We start from the raw sequence: 16,998 nt of genomic DNA, 5'->3' as shown, positions 1-16,998 counted from the left end.
CCCGCTCTTTTCCAGTGTCCCGTTCTTTTCCAGTGTCCAAGGGCTCATCGGTTTGCAATCCTGTTTCCGGCCTGGTCGAAGAACAGCGGCGCCCGGTAGCGGATAATCACCCGGTCGCCCTTTTCCAATTGGATGTCGGGATCGGTCAGCGTCACCAGCTTTCTGCTTCCCACCGTCACATGCAGGTGGTTCTGGTCGCCCAGATGCTCGACCCAGTTAACAACGCCGTCGGCGGGGCCATTCGATGCCTTGCCGATCGACAGATGTTCTGTACGCGCGCCGATCGTTTTGGTTCCCGCCGGCATGTCGCCATCCGGCAGCAGGCCGGTCGGCAACAGATTGATCGCCGGCTGGCCGAGCCTTGCGGCGACATGAAGGTTTGCCGGCTCCGAGTAGATGGTGCGCGGCGTGCCGATCTGCGCCAGCACGCCGTCGGTAAGAATGCCGATGCGATCGGCCATCGTCATCGCTTCGATCTGGTCGTGCGTGACATAAAGCATGGTGGCGCCGACCTCGGCCTGGATGCGCTTCAGTTCGAGCCGGAGATCGGCGCGCAGCTTGGCATCGAGCGACGACAGCGGCTCGTCCATCAGATAGATCGAGGGCTTGCGCACCAACGCGCGCCCGATGGCGACGCGCTGCATCTCGCCGCCGGAAAGTTTGGTGGAGCGGTTGTTCAGCTTGTGGTGGATACGCACCATCTTGGCCACATCCTCGACGCGGCGGCGCACTGCGTCCTCGCTCAGTCGCCGCGCAGGCGAGCGCAGCGGAAAGGCCAGATTGTCGAAGACCGACAGATGCGGATAAAGCGAATATTGCTGGAAGACGAAGGCCGTGTCGCGCTCGGCCGGCGACAACATTGTCGCATCGCGGCCGCCGATATGGATCGAGCCCGTGTCGGGCCGTTCCAATCCGGCGATCAGCCGCAGCGTCGTCGTCTTGCCGGCGCCGGTCGGGCCGAGCAGCACGACGAATTCGCCATCGGAAACGTGCAGATCGAGGGTGTCCACCGCGACATGCTCGCCGAAGCTCTTGGTCACGGCTTTGATCTGCACGTCAGCCACGATGCGCTCTTCCCTGGGAAGCCCCGTCATGGATTGCGGTTCGCACCGCGCGGCCGGAGCCCTTCTCGAACAGCGACAGCCGTGCGCTGCTCAGCGCCAGGCCGACATGGTCGCCCGCATTGAGCCGGATTTCGGCCGGCACCCGCGCCTTGATGATGCCGCCGGATGTCTCCACCGCAACGATCTGCGTGGTGCCGAGATACTCGGTGCCATAGATGGCGCCGCGCAGCTCCGAAGCGTCGTCGAAGCGGATGTGTTCCGGTCGGATGCCGAGCGCCATGTCGGCCGGCGCGATGTCCTCGCGCACCTCCGGCACTGCCACTTTGGCGCCTTGCACCAAAATCTCCCTGGCGCCCTTTGAAAGCCCGCCGCCGAACCCGAGAAAATTCATCGGCGGCGAGCCGATGAAATCGGCGACGAACATGGTCGCCGGCCGGTCATAGATTTCGCGCGGCGTGCCGAACTGTTCGATTACGCCGTGGTTCATAACCGCGATCTTGTCGGCCATCGACATCGCTTCCATCTGGTCATGCGTGACATAGACCGTGGTGGCGTGGATGCGGTTGTGCAGTTCGCGCAGTTCATGCACCATGAGATCGCGGAATTCGGTGTCGAGCGTGCCGAGCGGCTCGTCCATCAGGAAGCATTTTGGCCGCCGCACGATGGCGCGGCCGAGTGCCACGCGCTGGCGATCGCCGCCGGCAAGACCGGAGACCGATTTGTTGAGCAGATGGTCGATGCGCAACAGCTTCGCCGTCTCTTCGACGCGCCGGCGGATTTCGATGCCTGGCGTGCCCTGCGCCAGCAGCGGGAAGCCGATGTTCTTGCGCACGTTCATATGCGGATAGAGCGCGAACAGCTGGAAGACGAAGGCGATGTCGCGCTCGCGGGCACGCCGCATGGTAACGTCCTCGCCACCGAGCAGGATCTTGCCGCCGGTCGGCAATTCCAGGCCGGCGATCATGCGCAGCGTCGTCGTCTTGCCGCAACCCGACGGCCCCAGCATGACGAAGAACTCTCCATCTCTAACGACGAAGTTGGAATCCTGCACGGCGACGAAATCGCCGAATGCCTTCCTCAGATGCTCGACCCTGATCTCCGCCATCGTCTACTCCGGAAACTTCGAGACGATGATGAACATCGCCGTGCCGGCCAGCATGGTGATGAACGAATAAGTGTAGAGCGACAGCGCGAAGGGCTGGAACAGCATCAGGAAGCCAATGGCAATGATTACCGTGGCGATATTCTCCATCAATCCGCGCCTCGCCCAGACCGGCCAGCGCGACTTGCGTTTTGCGGGTTGGGTCATGCTCATTTGCGCACCGCGCCGAAAGTGATGCCGCGCAGCAACTGCTTGCGAAGCAGGATGGTGAACACCAGGATCGGCACCAGGAAGATCGTCGTGCCCGCGGCGACCGCCGGCCAGTCCTGGCCGCCTTCGCCGATGATGGTCGGGATGAAGGGCGGTGCGGTCTGCGCCGTGCCCGAGGTCAGCAGTGCGGCGAAGGCATATTCGTTCCAGGCGAAGATCAGGCAGAAGATGGCGGTCGCGGCAATGCCGGTGGTCGCCTGCGGCAGCACGGTGCGCCAGAAGGCCTGCAGCCGCGTATATCCGTCGATCATCGCCGCTTCTTCGTACTCGCGCGGGATCTCGTCGATGAAGCCCTTCAGCAACCACACGGCGAGCGACACATTGACCGCCGTATAGAGCAGGATCATGCCGAGCGCGGTGTCCGACAGGCCAATCTCGCGATACATCAGGTAGATGGGAATAGCGACCGCGATCGGCGGCATCATGCGCGTCGACAGGATGAAGAACAGCAGGTCGTCGGCCAGCGGCACCTTGAAGCGCGAGAAGCCATAGGCCGACAATGTGCCGAGGAACACCGCCCAAAAGGTCGAGCCGAAGGCGATGATCAGCGAATTGACGAAGCGCGGCATGAAATTGGACGGGCCGGCGATCACCATGTTGCGCTTGCGCACTGTCTCATCGCAGATGCCCGTCGCCGGTCCCAGCGCGTTGATGTATTCCGGTGTCTGCCGGGTGCGGGTCGAGAACAGATTGCAGTAGCCCTCGAGGCTCGGCTGGAACAGGATTTTTGGCGGATAGGCGATCGAGTCCGGCGGCGTCTTGAAGCTGGTGGCGAAGATCCACAACAGCGGCACGATCGAGATCAGCGCGTAAAGCACGATGATCGTGCCGGCGACGCGCTTCGAAATCGCGGAGGGTGCGACAACAGAATGGGCTGACGTCAGGCTCATCTCTGCTTCACCTTGTTGAGCGCCTTGACATAGATGTTGGCCAGCCCGAACACCGCAACGAACAGGATTATGGCGAAGGCCGAGGAATAGCCGGTCCGCCAGCTTTCGAAGGCCTGCCGCTTCAGCGTGATCGAGGCGACCTCGGTGGTCGATCCCGGTCCGCCGCCGGTCAGGAGGTTGACCATGTCGAACATCTTGAAGTTCTCGATGCCGCGGAACAGTACCGCCAGCATGATGAAGGGCAGCGCCATCGGCAGCGTGATCGACCAGAACTGCCGCCAGTTGGAGGCGCGGTCGACCTCGGCAGCCTCATAGATGTATTCGGGGATCGAGCGCAGGCCGGCGAGACAGATCAGCATCACGTAAGGCGTCCACATCCAGGTGTCGACGATGACGATCGACCACGGCGCCAGCGACACGTTGGAGAGCATGCCGATCTGCGTTGCCGGAATGCCGGTGGCGAACGAGATGGCATAGGCGAACAGCCCGATCTGCGGCTCGTAGAGGAAGCGCCAGAAATTGCCGACCACTGCCGGCGACAGCATCATCGGCACCAGAATGATGGTCGTCCAGAAGGCGTGGCCGCGAAACTTCCGATCGATCAGCCAGGCCAGGGTAAAACCGATCAGCGTTTGCAGCAGGATGGTCCAGAATACGAAATGCGCCGTCGTCTGCATGGCGATCCAGATGTCCTGGTCGCCGAGGATGCGCTTGTAGTTGGCAAGGCCGACGTTCCTGACCACCTCGTTGGGACGGTTGGCGCGGTAATTGGTGAAGGACAGATAGATCGCCCAGAACAGCGGGAAGATGTTGACGGCGAGCAGCAACAGGATCGTCGGCGAGATGAACAGCCAGGCGAGGCCCTTGTCGCTGATGCCTCGGACCTTGCGGGCCAACGGCTCAGGCGTAGCCCGGGCGACGCTGTCCGCAGTCCGATTGAGCATGGTCAGTCCCGCTTCGGTCACTTGGGTCGTCTCGACAGTGGAATTTATCTGAACTGTGTCCCGTGCCAAGGGTGGCACGGGACACGCGGTCGTGGCTCGGGAGGAGCCGGTTAGGTCTTGCCCCAACTACATCTTGCCGTCGTCCTGGAAGACCTCGGTCCAGTCCTTGACCAGGCCATCAAGTGCATCCTTGGCCGAACCCTGGCCGGCGACGACATAATCATGGAACCGCTTCTGCGACGCCTGCAGCAGCGGCGCATAGCTGGGCTCTGCCCAAAAATCCTTCACGATGGCCATGGAGTCGAGGAAGGTCTGCGCGTAAGGCTGGCTGGCTGGGAAGCCTGGATCCTTGACGACTGCGTTGAGGCAGGAAAAGCCGCCGAGCGACCACCATTTGGCCTGAACATCCTTGTTGGCGAACCACCTGATGTATTTGAGCGCAGCCTCCTGCTTGTCGGAGTAAGAGACCACCGAGATGCCCTGGCCGCCAAGCTGGGCGAATTGATCGCCGTCGGGCCCCTTGGGATTGGCGAAATAACCTATCTTGTCGCCGCCGACATTTTCGTCCTTCTGCAGGCCTGGCCAGGTAAAGGCGAAGTTCATGTGCATCGCCACCTGGCCGGATTTGAAGGCGTCGACGCCTTCGCCCATGTAGCTGTTGGAAGCCCCGGGAGGCGTGCAGCAGTCATAGAGCGCCTTGTAGAACTCAAGACCCTTCACCGATTTCTCGGAGTTGACGAAGCCGTCCATCTCGTATGGCTTGTCGGGATTCTCATATTTGAAACCGAAGCTGTAGAGCCCGTCCATGGCGCCCATGGTGATGCCTTCGGAGCCGCGCTCGGTATAGATCGATGCGCCATAGACCGTCTTGCCGTCGATCTCGCGCTTCTGGAAAAACTCGGCGATCTGCTTCAACTGGTCGAAGGTCGTCGGCGCTGCGAGATCCCAGCCGTACTTTTCCTTGAATTCCTTCTGCAGTTCCGGCTTGGAGAACCAGTCCTTGCGATAGGTCCAGCCGACGACGTCGCCCATGGCCGGCAGCGCCCAGTAATTCGGCGAGTTCTTCGGCCATTCGGAGTAGCCGACGACGGTCGCTGGCACGAAGTCGTCCATGCTGATCTTCTCCTTGTCGAAGAAGTCGTTCAGCTTGACGTAGTGGCCGTTCTCGGCCGAGCCGCCGATCCACTGGCTGTCGCCGATGATCAGGTCGCACAGCTTGCCCTTGGAATTCAGTTCGTTGAGGAAGCGATCGGCATAGTTGGTCCACGGCACGAATTCGAATTTCATGCCGATGCCGGTTTCCTTGGTGAAATCCTTGGACAATTCGACAAGCGCGTTGGCCGGGTCCCAGGCTGCCCAGCAAAGCGTCAGATCTTCAGCCTGCGCGACATTCGAAACGGCGGTCGACGCAAACATCGCCGATGTCAGTCCCAACGTCAGTTTCAAGGTCGATTTCATGCCTTCCTCCCATTTGCGAAACGCGCCGGATGACGGTTTCAAAAACCTCAACTCCCTCCTCAGGGGTCTAAACATGACGACGCAGTTAAGCGGCGGATGTTTAGTGATTTGTTTAGTGATGCAATTTTTACTAAACAACGCAAGCGAATTCGTCGCTGCGCTGCAGCATAATTTGCTTGTATCTGGGCGGTGATCCCGGCCGCGCCGTTCTATCAGGAAATATCCCGACTTCCTGTCGCTCCCCGGCCGCGTCATCGTCGGTGGCTTCCGCCTTTGACTATGGCGAGGAGGTGGACTCGCTTTGAGTTGGTCCGTTGCCCGGTTGCGCGGCGACCGCCACCGCTGATATGCGGGGCGCGACTGACCTGCCGCGAGATTGGATGGATGCATCCCTGAAACAATGACCAGAAAACCCTTGCCAGAGCTTCCGGTCTCCGCCGTCCTGCCGGCGCTCGGTGAAGCGCTCGGCCATGCCAACAGTGCCGTGCTGGTGGCGCCGCCCGGCGCCGGCAAGACGACGCTGGTGCCGCTGGCGCTGCTCGATGCGGCTTGGCTCGGCACGGGGAAGATCATTCTGCTCGAGCCGCGCCGGCTCGCTGCCCGCGCTGCCGCCCGCCGCATGGCCGAACTGCTCGGCGAGGAGCCCGGCGAAACGGTCGGCTATGCCATGCGGATGGAGAACCGCACTTCTGCGAGGACCAGGATCCTTGTCGTCACCGAAGGCGTGCTGTCGCGGATGATCCTCGACGATCCGGAGTTGCCCGGTGTCTCGGCGGTATTCTTCGACGAGTTCCACGAGCGCTCGCTCGACGGCGATTTTGGTCTGGCGCTGGCGCTCGATGTGCAAGGTGCGCTGCGGACCGATTTGCGATTGCTGGTCATGTCGGCGACGCTCGACGGCGCGCGCGTCGCTCGGCTGCTTTCCGGCGCCCCGGTGATCGAGAGCGAAGGCCGCGCCTTTCCCATCGACATCCGCTACGACGAGCGGCCGGCCGGCATCGCCATCGAGGACGCGATGGCCAAGGCAATCCGCGCGGCCCTTGCCGAGGAGAGCGGCAGCGTGCTCGCCTTTCTGCCCGGCCAGCGCGAGATCGAGCGCACCGCCGAGCGGCTGCAAGGCCGCGTCGGTGCCGACACCGACATCGTGCCGCTCTATGGCATGCTCGACAACAAGGCGCAGGACGCCGCGATCAAGCCGGCGCCGTCCGGCCGCCGCAAGGTGGTGCTGGCGACCTCGATCGCCGAGACCTCGATTACCATCGACGGCGTGCGCGTCGTCATCGATTCCGGCTTGTCGCGCCTGCCGCGCTACGAGCCGGCCAGCGGCCTGACGCGGCTGGAGACGGTGCGGGTCAGCAAAGCCTCCGCCGACCAGCGCGCCGGCCGCGCCGGCCGCACGCAGCCCGGCGTCGCCGTCCGGTTGTGGCGGGCCGAGCAGACCGCGGCACTTCCCGCCTTCACGCCGCCGGAAATCCTCGAGGCGGACCTTTCCGGACTTCTGCTCGATTGCGCCGCCTTCGGTGTCGCCGACCCGTCGAGCCTCTGCTTCCTCGATCCGCCGCCGGCCCCGGCGCTCAGCGAGGCAAGGGCGCTGCTTCGTGCGCTCGACGCCATTGACGAGGCAGGGCGACTGACGCAATCGGGTGCTGCGATGCGCAGGTTGGCACTGCCTGTGCGGCTGGCTCACATGGTCGCCGAGGTGGCAAACACCGGCCGGGCGTTCGAAGCGGCCATGCTCGCCGTGCTGCTCACCGAGCGTGGCCTGGGCGGCGACGGCGCCGACCTCGAACGGCGGCTGCTTCGGTTCCGATCCGAAAGATCGCCGCGCGCCACCGCCGCCCGGCAACTCGCCGAGCGGCTGGCGAAACAGGCTTCACCCTCCCCTTCGAGGGGGACCGAAGGACGGGCGAGACCCGTGGTTCGCCCCGGTATGCCGATCCGCGAAGCGGATCGGGGTGGGATTGGGTCGGGCACGCCATCGCCGACCCCACCCCGTCTCCCTCGCCTTGCTGGGCAAGGCTCACTCGCCGACCCTCCCCTCGGGGGGGAGGGCAGCGCCGGCGCTCTCCTCATTCATGCCTGGCCGGACCGCGTCGCCAGGGCGCGCGGAGAGCGCGGCCGTTTCGTGCTGGCCAACGGTTCAGGCGCCATGCTCGACGCCGCCGACCCGCTGGCGGGCGAAACCTGGCTTGTCGTCGCCGATCTGCAGGGCAAGGCGCAGAACGCCCGCATTACGGCAGCGGCGGCGATAGACGAAGCCGACATTCGCGCTTCGCTCGCCGATAAGATCGAGACAAACCGCGAAACCAGTTTCGACCGCGACAGGCGTGCGGTGCGTGTGCGTGAAACCGTTCGCCTCGGCGCCATCACCCTGTCCGAACGCATGCTGCCGGCGCCGGCCGGCATCGCCGCCGATCGCGCCATCCTTGACGCCCTGCGCCAACACGGGCTGTCGCTTTTGCCGTGGGGCAAGGAGGCCGAAACGCTGCGCCAACGGCTCGGCTGGCTGCATCGCGGTCTTGGCGCGCCCTGGCCAGATGTTTCCGATGCGGCCCTCATCGACCGGCTCGACGACTGGCTGCTGCCCTTCCTTTCCGGCGCGGCGTCCTTTGCCGCGATCGATCCGGGCGTGCTTTCGACCGGCCTCATGGCATTGGTGCCGCACGATCTGCAGCGCCGGATCGAGGCGCTGGCGCCGACCCATTTCGACCCTCCATCCGGCAGCCGCGTGCCGATCCGTTATGACGGTGAATGGCCGGTGCTGGCGATCCGCGTCCAGGAGCTGTTCGGTCTCGACTGGCATCCCGCGATCGCCAACGGCGCGGTGCCGCTGACGCTCGAGCTATTGTCACCGGCGCACCGACCGATCCAGACGACGCGTGACCTGCCCGGTTTCTGGCGCGGCTCCTGGGCCGATGTGCGAGCCGAGATGCGTGGCCGCTATCCCCGGCATGTCTGGCCGGAGAACCCGCTTCTCGCCACCGCCACCAGCCGCGCCAAACCGCGGGGGACCTAGCCTTTCTCCTTTTCCGGCTATAATCCTTGGCCATGATAAACATCCTGCGGGCGCCCGACTTCCAGCAAAGCCAGCGGCTGCGTCTCAACACGCTGATCAGGCTGCGCTGGCTTGCCATTGTCGGCCAGAGTCTGACGGTTCTTGTCGTTGCCTACGGGCTGAAATTCCCGCTGCCGGTCAGTCTCTGCTTCGCGCTGATCGCCTGTTCGGCCTGGATGAACCTGTTGCTGACCTTCCGTTATCCGGCGGCGCATCGGCTGACCCCGCTGCAGGCTTTCGCCATCCTGACCATCGACAGCCTGCAGCTTGCCGGTCTGCTCTACCTGACCGGCGGCCTCACCAACCCGTTTTCAGTGCTGGTCACCGTGCCCGTGGTCATCTCGGCGACGTCGCTGCCGCTGCGCCTGACCGCCATCCTCGGCGCGCTGGTGATGGTGACGGCGAGCCTGCTGGTGTTCTTCCATCTGCCGCTGCCCTGGTACGAGGGCGCGCCGCTGGAGATGCCGTTCATTTACGTCGCTGGCATGTGGATGGCGGTGTTTTCCTCGATCGCCTTCACCGCGATCTACGCTTTCCGCGTGGCCGAGGAAGCCCGGCTGCTCGCCAACGCGCTTGCCGCCACCGAGCTGGTGCTGCAGCGCGAACAGCATTTGTCGGCGCTGGACGGCCTTGCCGCCGCCGCCGCGCATGAGCTCGGCACGCCGCTCGCCACCATCACGCTTGTTGCCAAGGAGATGGAGAAGGCGCTCCGCAATGACCCGAAATACGGCGAGGACGTGACGCTGCTGCGCTCGCAGAGCGAGCGTTGCCGCGAGATCCTCAAACGCCTGACCAGCCTGTCCTCCGAGGGCGAGGCGCATCTCTCCCGTCTGCCGCTGACCTCGCTGGTCGAGGAGATGACCGCCCCGCACCGCGATTTCGGCATCTCGATCAAGCTTCTCCCCGGCGAGCGCATCGGCCCCGAACCGGTGGGACGGCGCAATCCCGGCGTCATCTACGGCCTCGGCAATCTGGTCGAGAACGCCGTCGATTTTGCCCGCAAGAGCGTCACCGTGCGCTGGAGCTGGAACGAGGCAACGGTCACCTTCTCGATCACCGACGACGGGCCGGGCTTTCCTCCCGAAATCATCGATCGCATCGGCGAGCCCTATATGTCGACACGCCAGGGCACCGAGGCCGGCGGCGGCCTCGGACTGGGGCTGTTCATCGCCAAGACCCTGCTTGAACGCTCGGGCGCCACGCTCGATTTCCGCAATTCAAACGAGCCGGGCGAGGGCGCCGTCGTGCGGATATCGTGGCCGCGCAGCGTCTTCCTCAATCCTGAATCGGCTTCGGCCACCATGTTTGACACGGCTTGAATTGGACAATAGCGCTCCAAAACTATATCTGCGTAAAATTCGGGCAGCAGGAATGTCAAGACGATGAATGGCGACGAAACGATTGGCGCAATGGTTGAGGGCGAGGACACCTCGCTGCTGATCGTCGACGACGACAGGCCATTCCTCACGCGCCTTGCCCGCGCCATGGAGACCAGGGGTTTCGTGGTCGAGACGGCCGAGAGCGTCGAGGAGGCCGTGGCCAAGGCGCGCGCCAATCCGCCAGCCTACGCGGTGGTCGACATGCGGCTCGCCGACGGCAACGGCCTCGACGTCGTTGCCGCCATCCGCGAGAAGCGCGACGACGCCCGCACCGTCATTCTCACCGGATACGGCAACATCGCCACCGCGGTTACGGCGGTGAAGCTGGGGGCCATCGACTATCTGTCGAAACCGGCAGATGCCGACGAGGTTTTCGCGGCTCTTACCCGCACTGCGGGCGAACGCGCCGCACCGCCTGAAAACCCGATGTCGGCCGATCGCGTGCGCTGGGAGCACATCCAGCGCGTCTACGAAATGTGCGACCGCAACGTCTCCGAGACGGCCCGCCGTCTCAACATGCATCGCCGCACGCTGCAGCGGATACTCGCCAAACGCGCGCCGCGCTAACGCCTGACCGTCCTTTGCGCGCGCCAAGGTCGCGTGGCACTGTAAGAACTGCCCTGCCATCGGCGGTTGCGCATCATCGCACAGGGTGATGTTGTCCCTGCCGGCTGGTAGGCGACACGACGGAGACGACATGCAGGACCAGAAGCCGCGGCCGACTTCCACCTTTCGCGAATTCCTGGCCAGCGAGGCGACAGGCGGCATCGTCCTGATGGCAGCCGCGGCCTTGGCGCTGGTCGTCGCCAATTCGCCGCTGGCCAAAACCTATTTCGACGCCCTTCACGCCTATCTGGGACCGCTCAGCGTATCGCATTGGATCAATGACGGCCTGATGGCGGTGTTTTTCCTGCTGGTCGGCCTGGAGATCAAGCGCGAGATGCTGGACGGCCAGCTCTCGACCTGGCCACGCCGCGCTCTGCCCGGCATCGCCGCTGCCGGCGGCATGCTGGTGCCGGCACTTGTCTATGTCGCCATCAACCGCGACAATCCAGCCGCCCTGTCCGGCTGGGCGATCCCGACCGCCACCGACATCGCCTTTGCGCTCGGCGTGCTGTCGCTGCTCGGCAGCCGCGTGCCAGGGTCGCTGAAGGTATTTCTTACCGCGCTCGCCATCATCGACGACCTTGGCGCCGTTATCATCATCGCGGTGTTCTATACGAGCGGCCTGTCGCTCGCCTATCTCGGCGCCGCCTTCGCGGTCATCGCTCTGCTCATCGTGCTCAACCGCATGAAGGTGCTGACGCTGCTGCCCTATCTCCTGTTTGGTGTCGTGCTGTGGGTGCTTGTGCTGAAATCGGGCGTCCATGCCACGCTCGCCGGCGTGGCGCTGGCCCTGACCATACCTTTGAAAATCACCCCCGGCATCAGCCAGGATTCAGACCATTCACCGCTGCACCGGCTCGAGCACGGCCTGCACAGGATAGTGCCCTTCGTCGTCGTCCCGATCTTCGGCTTCGCCAATGCCGGCGTCCCGCTCGCCGGCCTCAGTGCTGCCACCCTGGTCGAGCCACTGACGCTGGGCGTCGCCGCCGGCCTCGTCGCCGGCAAGCTGGTCGGCGTGTTCGGTTCTTCTGCGCTTGCCATCCGGCTCGGCCTCGCCGATCTGCCGGTCAATGCCGGCTGGCTGCACATGGTCGGCATTTCGCTGCTCTGCGGCATCGGCTTCACCATGAGCCTGTTCATCGGCCTGCTCGCCTTCGCCAGCAATGTCGAGCTCCAGGACGCGGTGAAAGTCGGCATCCTCGCCGGCTCCTTCATCGCCGCCATCCTCGGCGCCGCCGTGCTGCTGATGGCGCCGGCAGCGAATGGGATGGACCAAGAGGAAGAGTAGCCGTCAAACGTCGCGCCGCCCCTCATTGCAATGCCCGAGCATTTCTCCCCGTATAGTGACGGGGAGAAAGACGCCTTCGCAAAGGATTTCGCCAATCTCCAGCGTTGCAGAAAGTGCGCCAAGGTTACGGCCAGCTCCCTTCTCCCCGTCACTATACGGTGAGAAGGTGCCGGCAGGCGGATGTGTGGCAGTGCGAAGGGCTAAGGAAGAGCACAAACGTTCCAGCTACTCGCTCTCGCCCTCCAGAGCCGGCACCGCCACGCCGGCAAGTTCCGCCGCGAGCAGCCGCGCTGCTCCGGCCCGCGCGATCCTCAGCATCAGCGCCTTGCGCGTCGCCGCCGCCATGCGGTGCTCGGGCGCGTCGCGCAGGATTTCGGCGCCGTAGCCGTCGGAAAGGATAAAACCGCATTCCTGCGGAAAGATCTCCGACGGCACACCGGGATGCGTGGCGAAAAAAAATCGGTCGGAGTGCAGCCGGTAGTCCGGCCATTTGCGGTCGACCCTGAAATCCTCGATCGAGGATTTGATCTCGATGATCCAGATGTCGCCCTGGCGGGTCAGCGCGACGAGGTCGGCGCGGCGCCCGGTCGCCAGCGACAGTTCCGGCAGCACATGCGCGCCCATCTCCCTGAGCAGCCGCTGCACGCCGCGCCGAACCAGCATCGCGCGCTCCGACTGGCGGCCATCGATCAGGGGATTGAGAGGAATCGGTGAGATAATTGGCATGGGCGCACCATGACAGACTTTGTTCACGGTTTGAACCGTTTTCTGGAAGGCACCCAAGGCGCGCTTGAAATGTGATTTCTGCGTGAAATCTTGGTACTCAAACGGACGCTGCACGTTCCACACATTAGCAATATGAGATACTGTGCGAATGCGGGTGGCTCCAGGGAGTGTGGATGATGAACGCGGACGAGATGCAGGCGGTAGCCGACACCCTGATGCGGGTCGTGACGCCTGACATGGCACCCAAGCAATTGATCAAAGCGGCCAGGAAGGAACACCCGAACGCGTCAAAGAAGGACATCGCCCGCGCGGCGTTCTTCTCGATTATCGCCAACGCCGGAGAAGACCACGGCAAGGCAAGGAACCTGCAGGCATTCGCCATAGCCGAGCGTGTCGACGGCACCTCTTGATCCCTGGAAATCCCAACCTGCAAAACGGCTGGCATTACGGGTCTCGCCCTTCACACCTGGGCGGGAACGACTGTGTCTGATGGCAAAACCGCCCCCGCGATATCGTCCAGGATCGGGCAGTCCGGCCGGTCATCGCCGTGGCAGGCATGGATCAGCTTCTGCAGGGTCGAGCGCATCGACTGCAGTTCGCGCACCTTCTCCTCGATTGCCGTCACATGCGCGGCGGCGATCTCGCGCACGTCATGGCTGGCGCGGCTGCGGTCCTGGTAGAGCGCCATCAGCTGGCGGCAGTCGTCGATGGAAAAGCCGAGATTGCGCGCGCGGCGCAGAAACGTCAGCCGGTGGATGTCGTCGCCCGAATAGTCGCGGTAGCCGTTGCCGGCGCGCTGCGGGCGGATCAGGCCGATCTCCTCATAGTAGCGAATGGTCTTGGCCGGCAGGCCGGAACGCTGGGCGGCATCTCCGACATTCATGATTGGTTCCCTAACTTCCGGCGGCCTGGCGGACCGCCCCATTGAATTTCCTACATAATCTTATGAGTGCCGTTGCCGAAAAGCCACAGCTTCGGACTTACCGGCATGTAAGCCCATGCATATAGGCATCCCCCGCTTGGCAAGCAAAGCAAATGCCAGCATGAATGATGGCGACAAGGCGGCCGTCTCGTGCCGCTATCTTTCGGGCGGGGCATCGGACCTTTTCATGCGCATGAAGTCATTCGCAATCGTCGCCGCACTTGCGCTGTCGACGGCTATTGCTGGTTGCAGCACCATCGGCTCGCAGATATTCACCAACAACTATGGCCCGATGACCGATGCGGGCTATCAACTGCCGCGCATTCCGATCGAAAAGGTGCCGTTCAAGTACCGCCGGCAGGTGGTGAGCTACGACAGCGATGAAAAGCCGGGCACCATCGTCGTCGATACGCAGAACAAGTTTCTCTATTATGTCATGGGCGGCGGCGAGGCGATGCGTTACGGCATCGGCGTCGGCCGCGAGGGTTTTGAATGGCGCGGCACCGCCCGCATCGCGGCGAAGCGCGAATGGCCGACCTGGACGCCGCCATCGGCGATGATCAAGCGCCAGCCGGAACTCGCCAAATTTGCCGGCGGCATGGATCCCGGATTGACCAACCCGCTCGGCGCGCGCGCCCTGTATCTGTTCAACAAGGGCGGCGATTCAGGCTACCGCCTGCATGGCAGCCCGGAGTGGAACTCGATCGGCAAGGCGATGTCGTCGGGCTGCATCCGGCTGATGAACCAGGACATCATCGACCTTTACGACCGCACCTCCGTCGGCGCCAAGGTCATCGTTCTCTAGAACTCATACGCGGACCGTCTAGGCAACAACTGACGTCCCAAAACAAAAAACCGGGCAATTTGGCCCGGTTTTTTGTGTCGCTCGAAGGGCGAATTGACGTCCTTTGAGCTTAAGAGACCTGTTCGACCTGCTGCACCTCGGGCACAAAATGCCGGAGCAGGTTCTGGATGCCGTGCTTCAGCGTCGCCGTCGACGACGGGCAGCCGGCGCAGGCGCCCTTCATGTGCAAGAACACGGTGCCGTTCTCGAAGCCGCGGAAGGTGATGTCGCCACCGTCCTGGGCGACCGCCGGACGCACCCGCGTGTCGAGCAGTTCCTTGATGGTGATGACCAGTTCCTCGTCGGCCTTGTCGTAGAATTCGCCGGTCTGGCTGGTCTCGGCGGCGGGGCCGGCCCTGGCCATGACCGGCGCGCCGGACATGAAGTGCTCCATGATGGCGCCGAGGATCGCCGGCTTCAGATGCTGCCAGTCGGGGCCGTCCTTGGTCACGGTGACGAAATCATAGCCGAAGAAGACGCCCGTCACGCCGGGGATCTCGAACAGCCGGCCGGCCAGCGGCGAAGCCGCGGCAGCGCTGTCGGCATCGCGGAAATCGGCGGTGCCTTCGACAAGCACTTCCTTGCCGGGCAGGAACTTCAATGTCGCCGGATTTGGCGTCGATTCGGTCTGGATGAACATGGACGTCTCCGAGCCCGTTCGGGCATATAGTTTGGAATAATTCTAAATAGGCCCTATCGGCAGGACATTCAAGCGAAAGCCATCGCCGGAACGGCTGGCTGGGAGAATGTTTTTGCGGTCTTCTGCAACACACCTTAGGCCAGGCTGTCGATTTCTTCGTCTGACAGGTTCTGCGGCACCACTGTCACCGGGATCGGGAAGGCGGCGCCCTTGCCGGCGACCGCGCCGACCAGCGGGCCCGGCCCCTCTTTGCCGGCGCCGGCGGCCAGCACGAGGATGGCGATATCCTGGTCCTCCTCGATCAATTTGTGGATCTCTTCCGTCGGCTTGCCTTCGCGCACCACCAGTTCCGGCTCGATGCCGAGCTTCTGGCGCACCTTGTTGGCATAGCTGTCCAGTGCGGCGCGCGCGGTGGCGGTGGCCTCCTCGCGCATGATCTTCTCGACACCCAGCCAATGCTGGAAATCGTCCGGCTCGATCACATAGAGCAGCACCAGCACGCCGCTGGTGCTCTGCGCGCGCTTCGAGGCGTATACGACGGCCCGTTCGCATTCGGGCGTGTCGTCGATGATCGCCAAAAACTTGCGGCGATGGCCGGCTTCGCGGCTGAGGCGTTTGGAGACCATATTCTACCTCAAATGGTTTCGGTCGCAATCTGCCACCGCCACAGCCCGGCCGCAAGCGACCGGCGGATGTAGCGATATTGGCTGCAGATTAACCCTGCAGCAGGCCGATGATGTCGCGCACGGTCTTCATCGTCGCCTCGGCCAGCAGGCCGGCCCGCTCGCCGCCATCCCTGAGCACCGCATCAACATAGGCGCGATCGTCGGAAATGCGGCGCATTTCGCCGGCGACCGGCGCCAGCTTTTCTACCGCGAGGTCGGCCAGCGCCGGCTTGAACACCGAAAATTGCTGGCCGCCGAACTCTTTCAGCACCGCCTCCTTCGAGATCTCGGCGAGACCCGCATAGATGCCGACCAAGTTTTCGGCTTCCGGCCGGCCGGCGAGGCCGTCCAATTCGCCAGGCAACGCCTCGGGGTCGGTCTTGGCCTTGCGGATCTTTTTCGAGATGCTGTCGGCATCGTCGGTCAGATTGATGCGCGACAGGTCCGACGGATCCGACTTCGACATCTTCTTCGAGCCGTCGCGCAGCGACATGATGCGCGCCGCCGGTCCGCCGATGATCGGTTCGGTCAGCGGGAAATAACCGTTCACGGTCTCCTCGCCGACCTTCATCTCGACGCCGACGCCAAGGCCGGCAATGCGGTCCGAAAAGTCGTTGTTGAATTTTTGCGCGATGTCGCGTGTCAGTTCCAAATGCTGCTTCTGGTCATCGCCGACCGGCACATGGGTGGCGCGATAGACGAGAATGTCGGCCGCCATCAGGCTCGGATAGGCGAGCAGACCAAGCGAGGCGTTCTCGCGGTCCTTGCCGGCCTTGTCCTTGAACTGCGTCATCCGGTTCATCCAGCCGATGCGGGCGACGCAGTTGAAGATCCAGGCAAGCTCGGCGTGCTGCATGACCCGCGACTGGTTGAAGACGATGTGCTTCGTCGGGTCGATGCCGGAGGCGAGAAACGCCGCGGTGATCGCGCGCGTCTGGTCCTTGAGATCCTCATGGACAAGCTGCGCTGTCAGCGAATGCAGGTCGACGACGCAATAGATGCAATCGGAGGTGTCCTGCAGGGCGACGAATTTCTTGATGGCGCCGAGATAGTTGCCGAGGTGCAGATTGCCGGTCGGCTGGACGCCGGAAAAAACGAGGGGCTTGAAGGCGGTCATATGTCCTCATGGCTTGTGGAGGGCCGTT

At 63.5% G+C, this 16,998-nt stretch carries 17 protein-coding genes; 6 read left to right on the top strand and 11 right to left on the bottom strand.

What is annotated here, in order from left to right:
* Positions 1 to 44: 44 nt before the first annotated feature.
* The 6 genes from AC0L2K_RS28940 to AC0L2K_RS28915 all read right to left on the bottom strand — a co-directional run bounded on the left by AC0L2K_RS28940 (position 45) and on the right by AC0L2K_RS28915 (position 5,728).
* On the bottom strand, positions 45 to 1,064 hold the full coding sequence (locus AC0L2K_RS28940; RefSeq protein WP_473533005.1) for an ABC transporter ATP-binding protein: 1,020 nt from the start codon (positions 1,062 to 1,064) through the stop codon (positions 45 to 47).
* Positions 1,057 to 2,169, bottom strand: a complete 1,113-nt coding sequence (locus AC0L2K_RS28935; protein WP_473533004.1) for an ABC transporter ATP-binding protein — start codon at positions 2,167 to 2,169, stop codon at positions 1,057 to 1,059. The genes AC0L2K_RS28940 and AC0L2K_RS28935 overlap by 8 nt, the downstream gene beginning before the upstream one ends.
* Before the next feature lie 3 nt (positions 2,170 to 2,172).
* Entirely contained in the window at positions 2,173 to 2,379 is a 207-nt protein-coding gene (locus AC0L2K_RS28930) for a hypothetical protein (RefSeq protein ID WP_027151572.1), read from the bottom strand.
* Positions 2,376 to 3,326 carry a carbohydrate ABC transporter permease gene (locus AC0L2K_RS28925; protein ID WP_473533003.1) on the bottom strand — a complete coding sequence of 317 codons (951 nt, stop codon included), beginning with the start codon at positions 3,324 to 3,326 and terminating at the stop codon, positions 2,376 to 2,378. The genes AC0L2K_RS28930 and AC0L2K_RS28925 overlap by 4 nt, the downstream gene beginning before the upstream one ends.
* Complete coding sequence (locus AC0L2K_RS28920) at positions 3,323 to 4,270, bottom strand: carbohydrate ABC transporter permease (protein WP_128244752.1); 948 nt, start codon at positions 4,268 to 4,270, stop codon at positions 3,323 to 3,325. Before AC0L2K_RS28920 ends, AC0L2K_RS28925 begins: the two co-directional genes overlap by 4 nt.
* A gap of 126 nt (positions 4,271 to 4,396) precedes the next feature.
* Positions 4,397 to 5,728 carry an ABC transporter substrate-binding protein gene (locus AC0L2K_RS28915; RefSeq protein WP_473533002.1) on the bottom strand — a complete coding sequence of 444 codons (1,332 nt, stop codon included), beginning with the start codon at positions 5,726 to 5,728 and terminating at the stop codon, positions 4,397 to 4,399.
* A 400-nt stretch (positions 5,729 to 6,128) separates the two neighbouring features.
* Here AC0L2K_RS28915 and hrpB point away from each other — a divergent pair, with 400 nt between their 5' ends.
* From hrpB to nhaA, 4 genes are all read left to right on the top strand, one after another.
* On the top strand, positions 6,129 to 8,744 hold the full coding sequence (gene hrpB, locus AC0L2K_RS28910; protein WP_473533001.1) for an ATP-dependent helicase HrpB: 2,616 nt from the start codon (positions 6,129 to 6,131) through the stop codon (positions 8,742 to 8,744).
* A 32-nt stretch (positions 8,745 to 8,776) separates the two neighbouring features.
* Positions 8,777 to 10,102, top strand: a complete 1,326-nt coding sequence (locus AC0L2K_RS28905) for an ActS/PrrB/RegB family redox-sensitive histidine kinase (protein ID WP_023796718.1) — start codon at positions 8,777 to 8,779, stop codon at positions 10,100 to 10,102.
* A 63-nt stretch (positions 10,103 to 10,165) separates the two neighbouring features.
* Complete coding sequence (locus AC0L2K_RS28900) at positions 10,166 to 10,729, top strand: ActR/PrrA/RegA family redox response regulator transcription factor (RefSeq protein ID WP_128168331.1); 564 nt, start codon at positions 10,166 to 10,168, stop codon at positions 10,727 to 10,729.
* A 130-nt stretch (positions 10,730 to 10,859) separates the two neighbouring features.
* Positions 10,860 to 12,056, top strand: coding sequence for a Na+/H+ antiporter NhaA (gene nhaA, locus AC0L2K_RS28895; protein ID WP_287066124.1), 1,197 nt, complete (start codon positions 10,860 to 10,862; stop codon positions 12,054 to 12,056).
* A gap of 225 nt (positions 12,057 to 12,281) precedes the next feature.
* Here the strand turns inward: nhaA and AC0L2K_RS28890 are convergent, their stop codons facing one another.
* Positions 12,282 to 12,782 carry an MmcB family DNA repair protein gene (locus AC0L2K_RS28890; protein ID WP_091593011.1) on the bottom strand — a complete coding sequence of 167 codons (501 nt, stop codon included), beginning with the start codon at positions 12,780 to 12,782 and terminating at the stop codon, positions 12,282 to 12,284.
* A gap of 176 nt (positions 12,783 to 12,958) precedes the next feature.
* Between AC0L2K_RS28890 and AC0L2K_RS28885 the strand changes: the two genes are divergently transcribed.
* The gene (locus AC0L2K_RS28885; RefSeq protein WP_473533000.1) at positions 12,959 to 13,192 is read left to right on the top strand and encodes a hypothetical protein; all 234 of its coding nucleotides are present in this window, start codon (positions 12,959 to 12,961) and stop codon (positions 13,190 to 13,192) included.
* A 50-nt stretch (positions 13,193 to 13,242) separates the two neighbouring features.
* Here AC0L2K_RS28885 and cueR read toward each other — a convergent pair whose 3' ends face one another.
* The gene (gene cueR / locus AC0L2K_RS28880) at positions 13,243 to 13,665 is read right to left on the bottom strand and encodes a Cu(I)-responsive transcriptional regulator (protein WP_287066122.1); all 423 of its coding nucleotides are present in this window, start codon (positions 13,663 to 13,665) and stop codon (positions 13,243 to 13,245) included.
* A 226-nt stretch (positions 13,666 to 13,891) separates the two neighbouring features.
* On the opposite strand from cueR, the gene AC0L2K_RS28875 reads away from it, so the two are divergent.
* Complete coding sequence (locus AC0L2K_RS28875; protein WP_287282979.1) at positions 13,892 to 14,509, top strand: L,D-transpeptidase; 618 nt, start codon at positions 13,892 to 13,894, stop codon at positions 14,507 to 14,509.
* A 109-nt stretch (positions 14,510 to 14,618) separates the two neighbouring features.
* On the opposite strand, the gene AC0L2K_RS28870 is transcribed toward AC0L2K_RS28875, so the two are convergent.
* The 3 genes from AC0L2K_RS28870 to trpS all read right to left on the bottom strand — a co-directional run bounded on the left by AC0L2K_RS28870 (position 14,619) and on the right by trpS (position 16,970).
* Positions 14,619 to 15,188 (bottom strand): NifU family protein, encoded by a 570-nt coding sequence (locus tag AC0L2K_RS28870; RefSeq protein WP_023796710.1) that lies wholly within the window; start codon positions 15,186 to 15,188, stop codon positions 14,619 to 14,621.
* 134 nt (positions 15,189 to 15,322) lie between these two features.
* A complete protein-coding gene (locus AC0L2K_RS28865; protein WP_023796709.1) occupies positions 15,323 to 15,814 on the bottom strand; it encodes a universal stress protein in 492 nt (163 codons plus the stop codon).
* An 88-nt stretch (positions 15,815 to 15,902) separates the two neighbouring features.
* Positions 15,903 to 16,970, bottom strand: coding sequence for a tryptophan--tRNA ligase (gene trpS / locus AC0L2K_RS28860; RefSeq protein WP_027151584.1), 1,068 nt, complete (start codon positions 16,968 to 16,970; stop codon positions 15,903 to 15,905).
* Positions 16,971 to 16,998: the final 28 nt, after the last annotated feature.

The organism is Mesorhizobium sp. WSM4817, from assembly GCF_055811135.1.
This window is presented reverse-complemented; position numbering and strand designations above follow the sequence as displayed.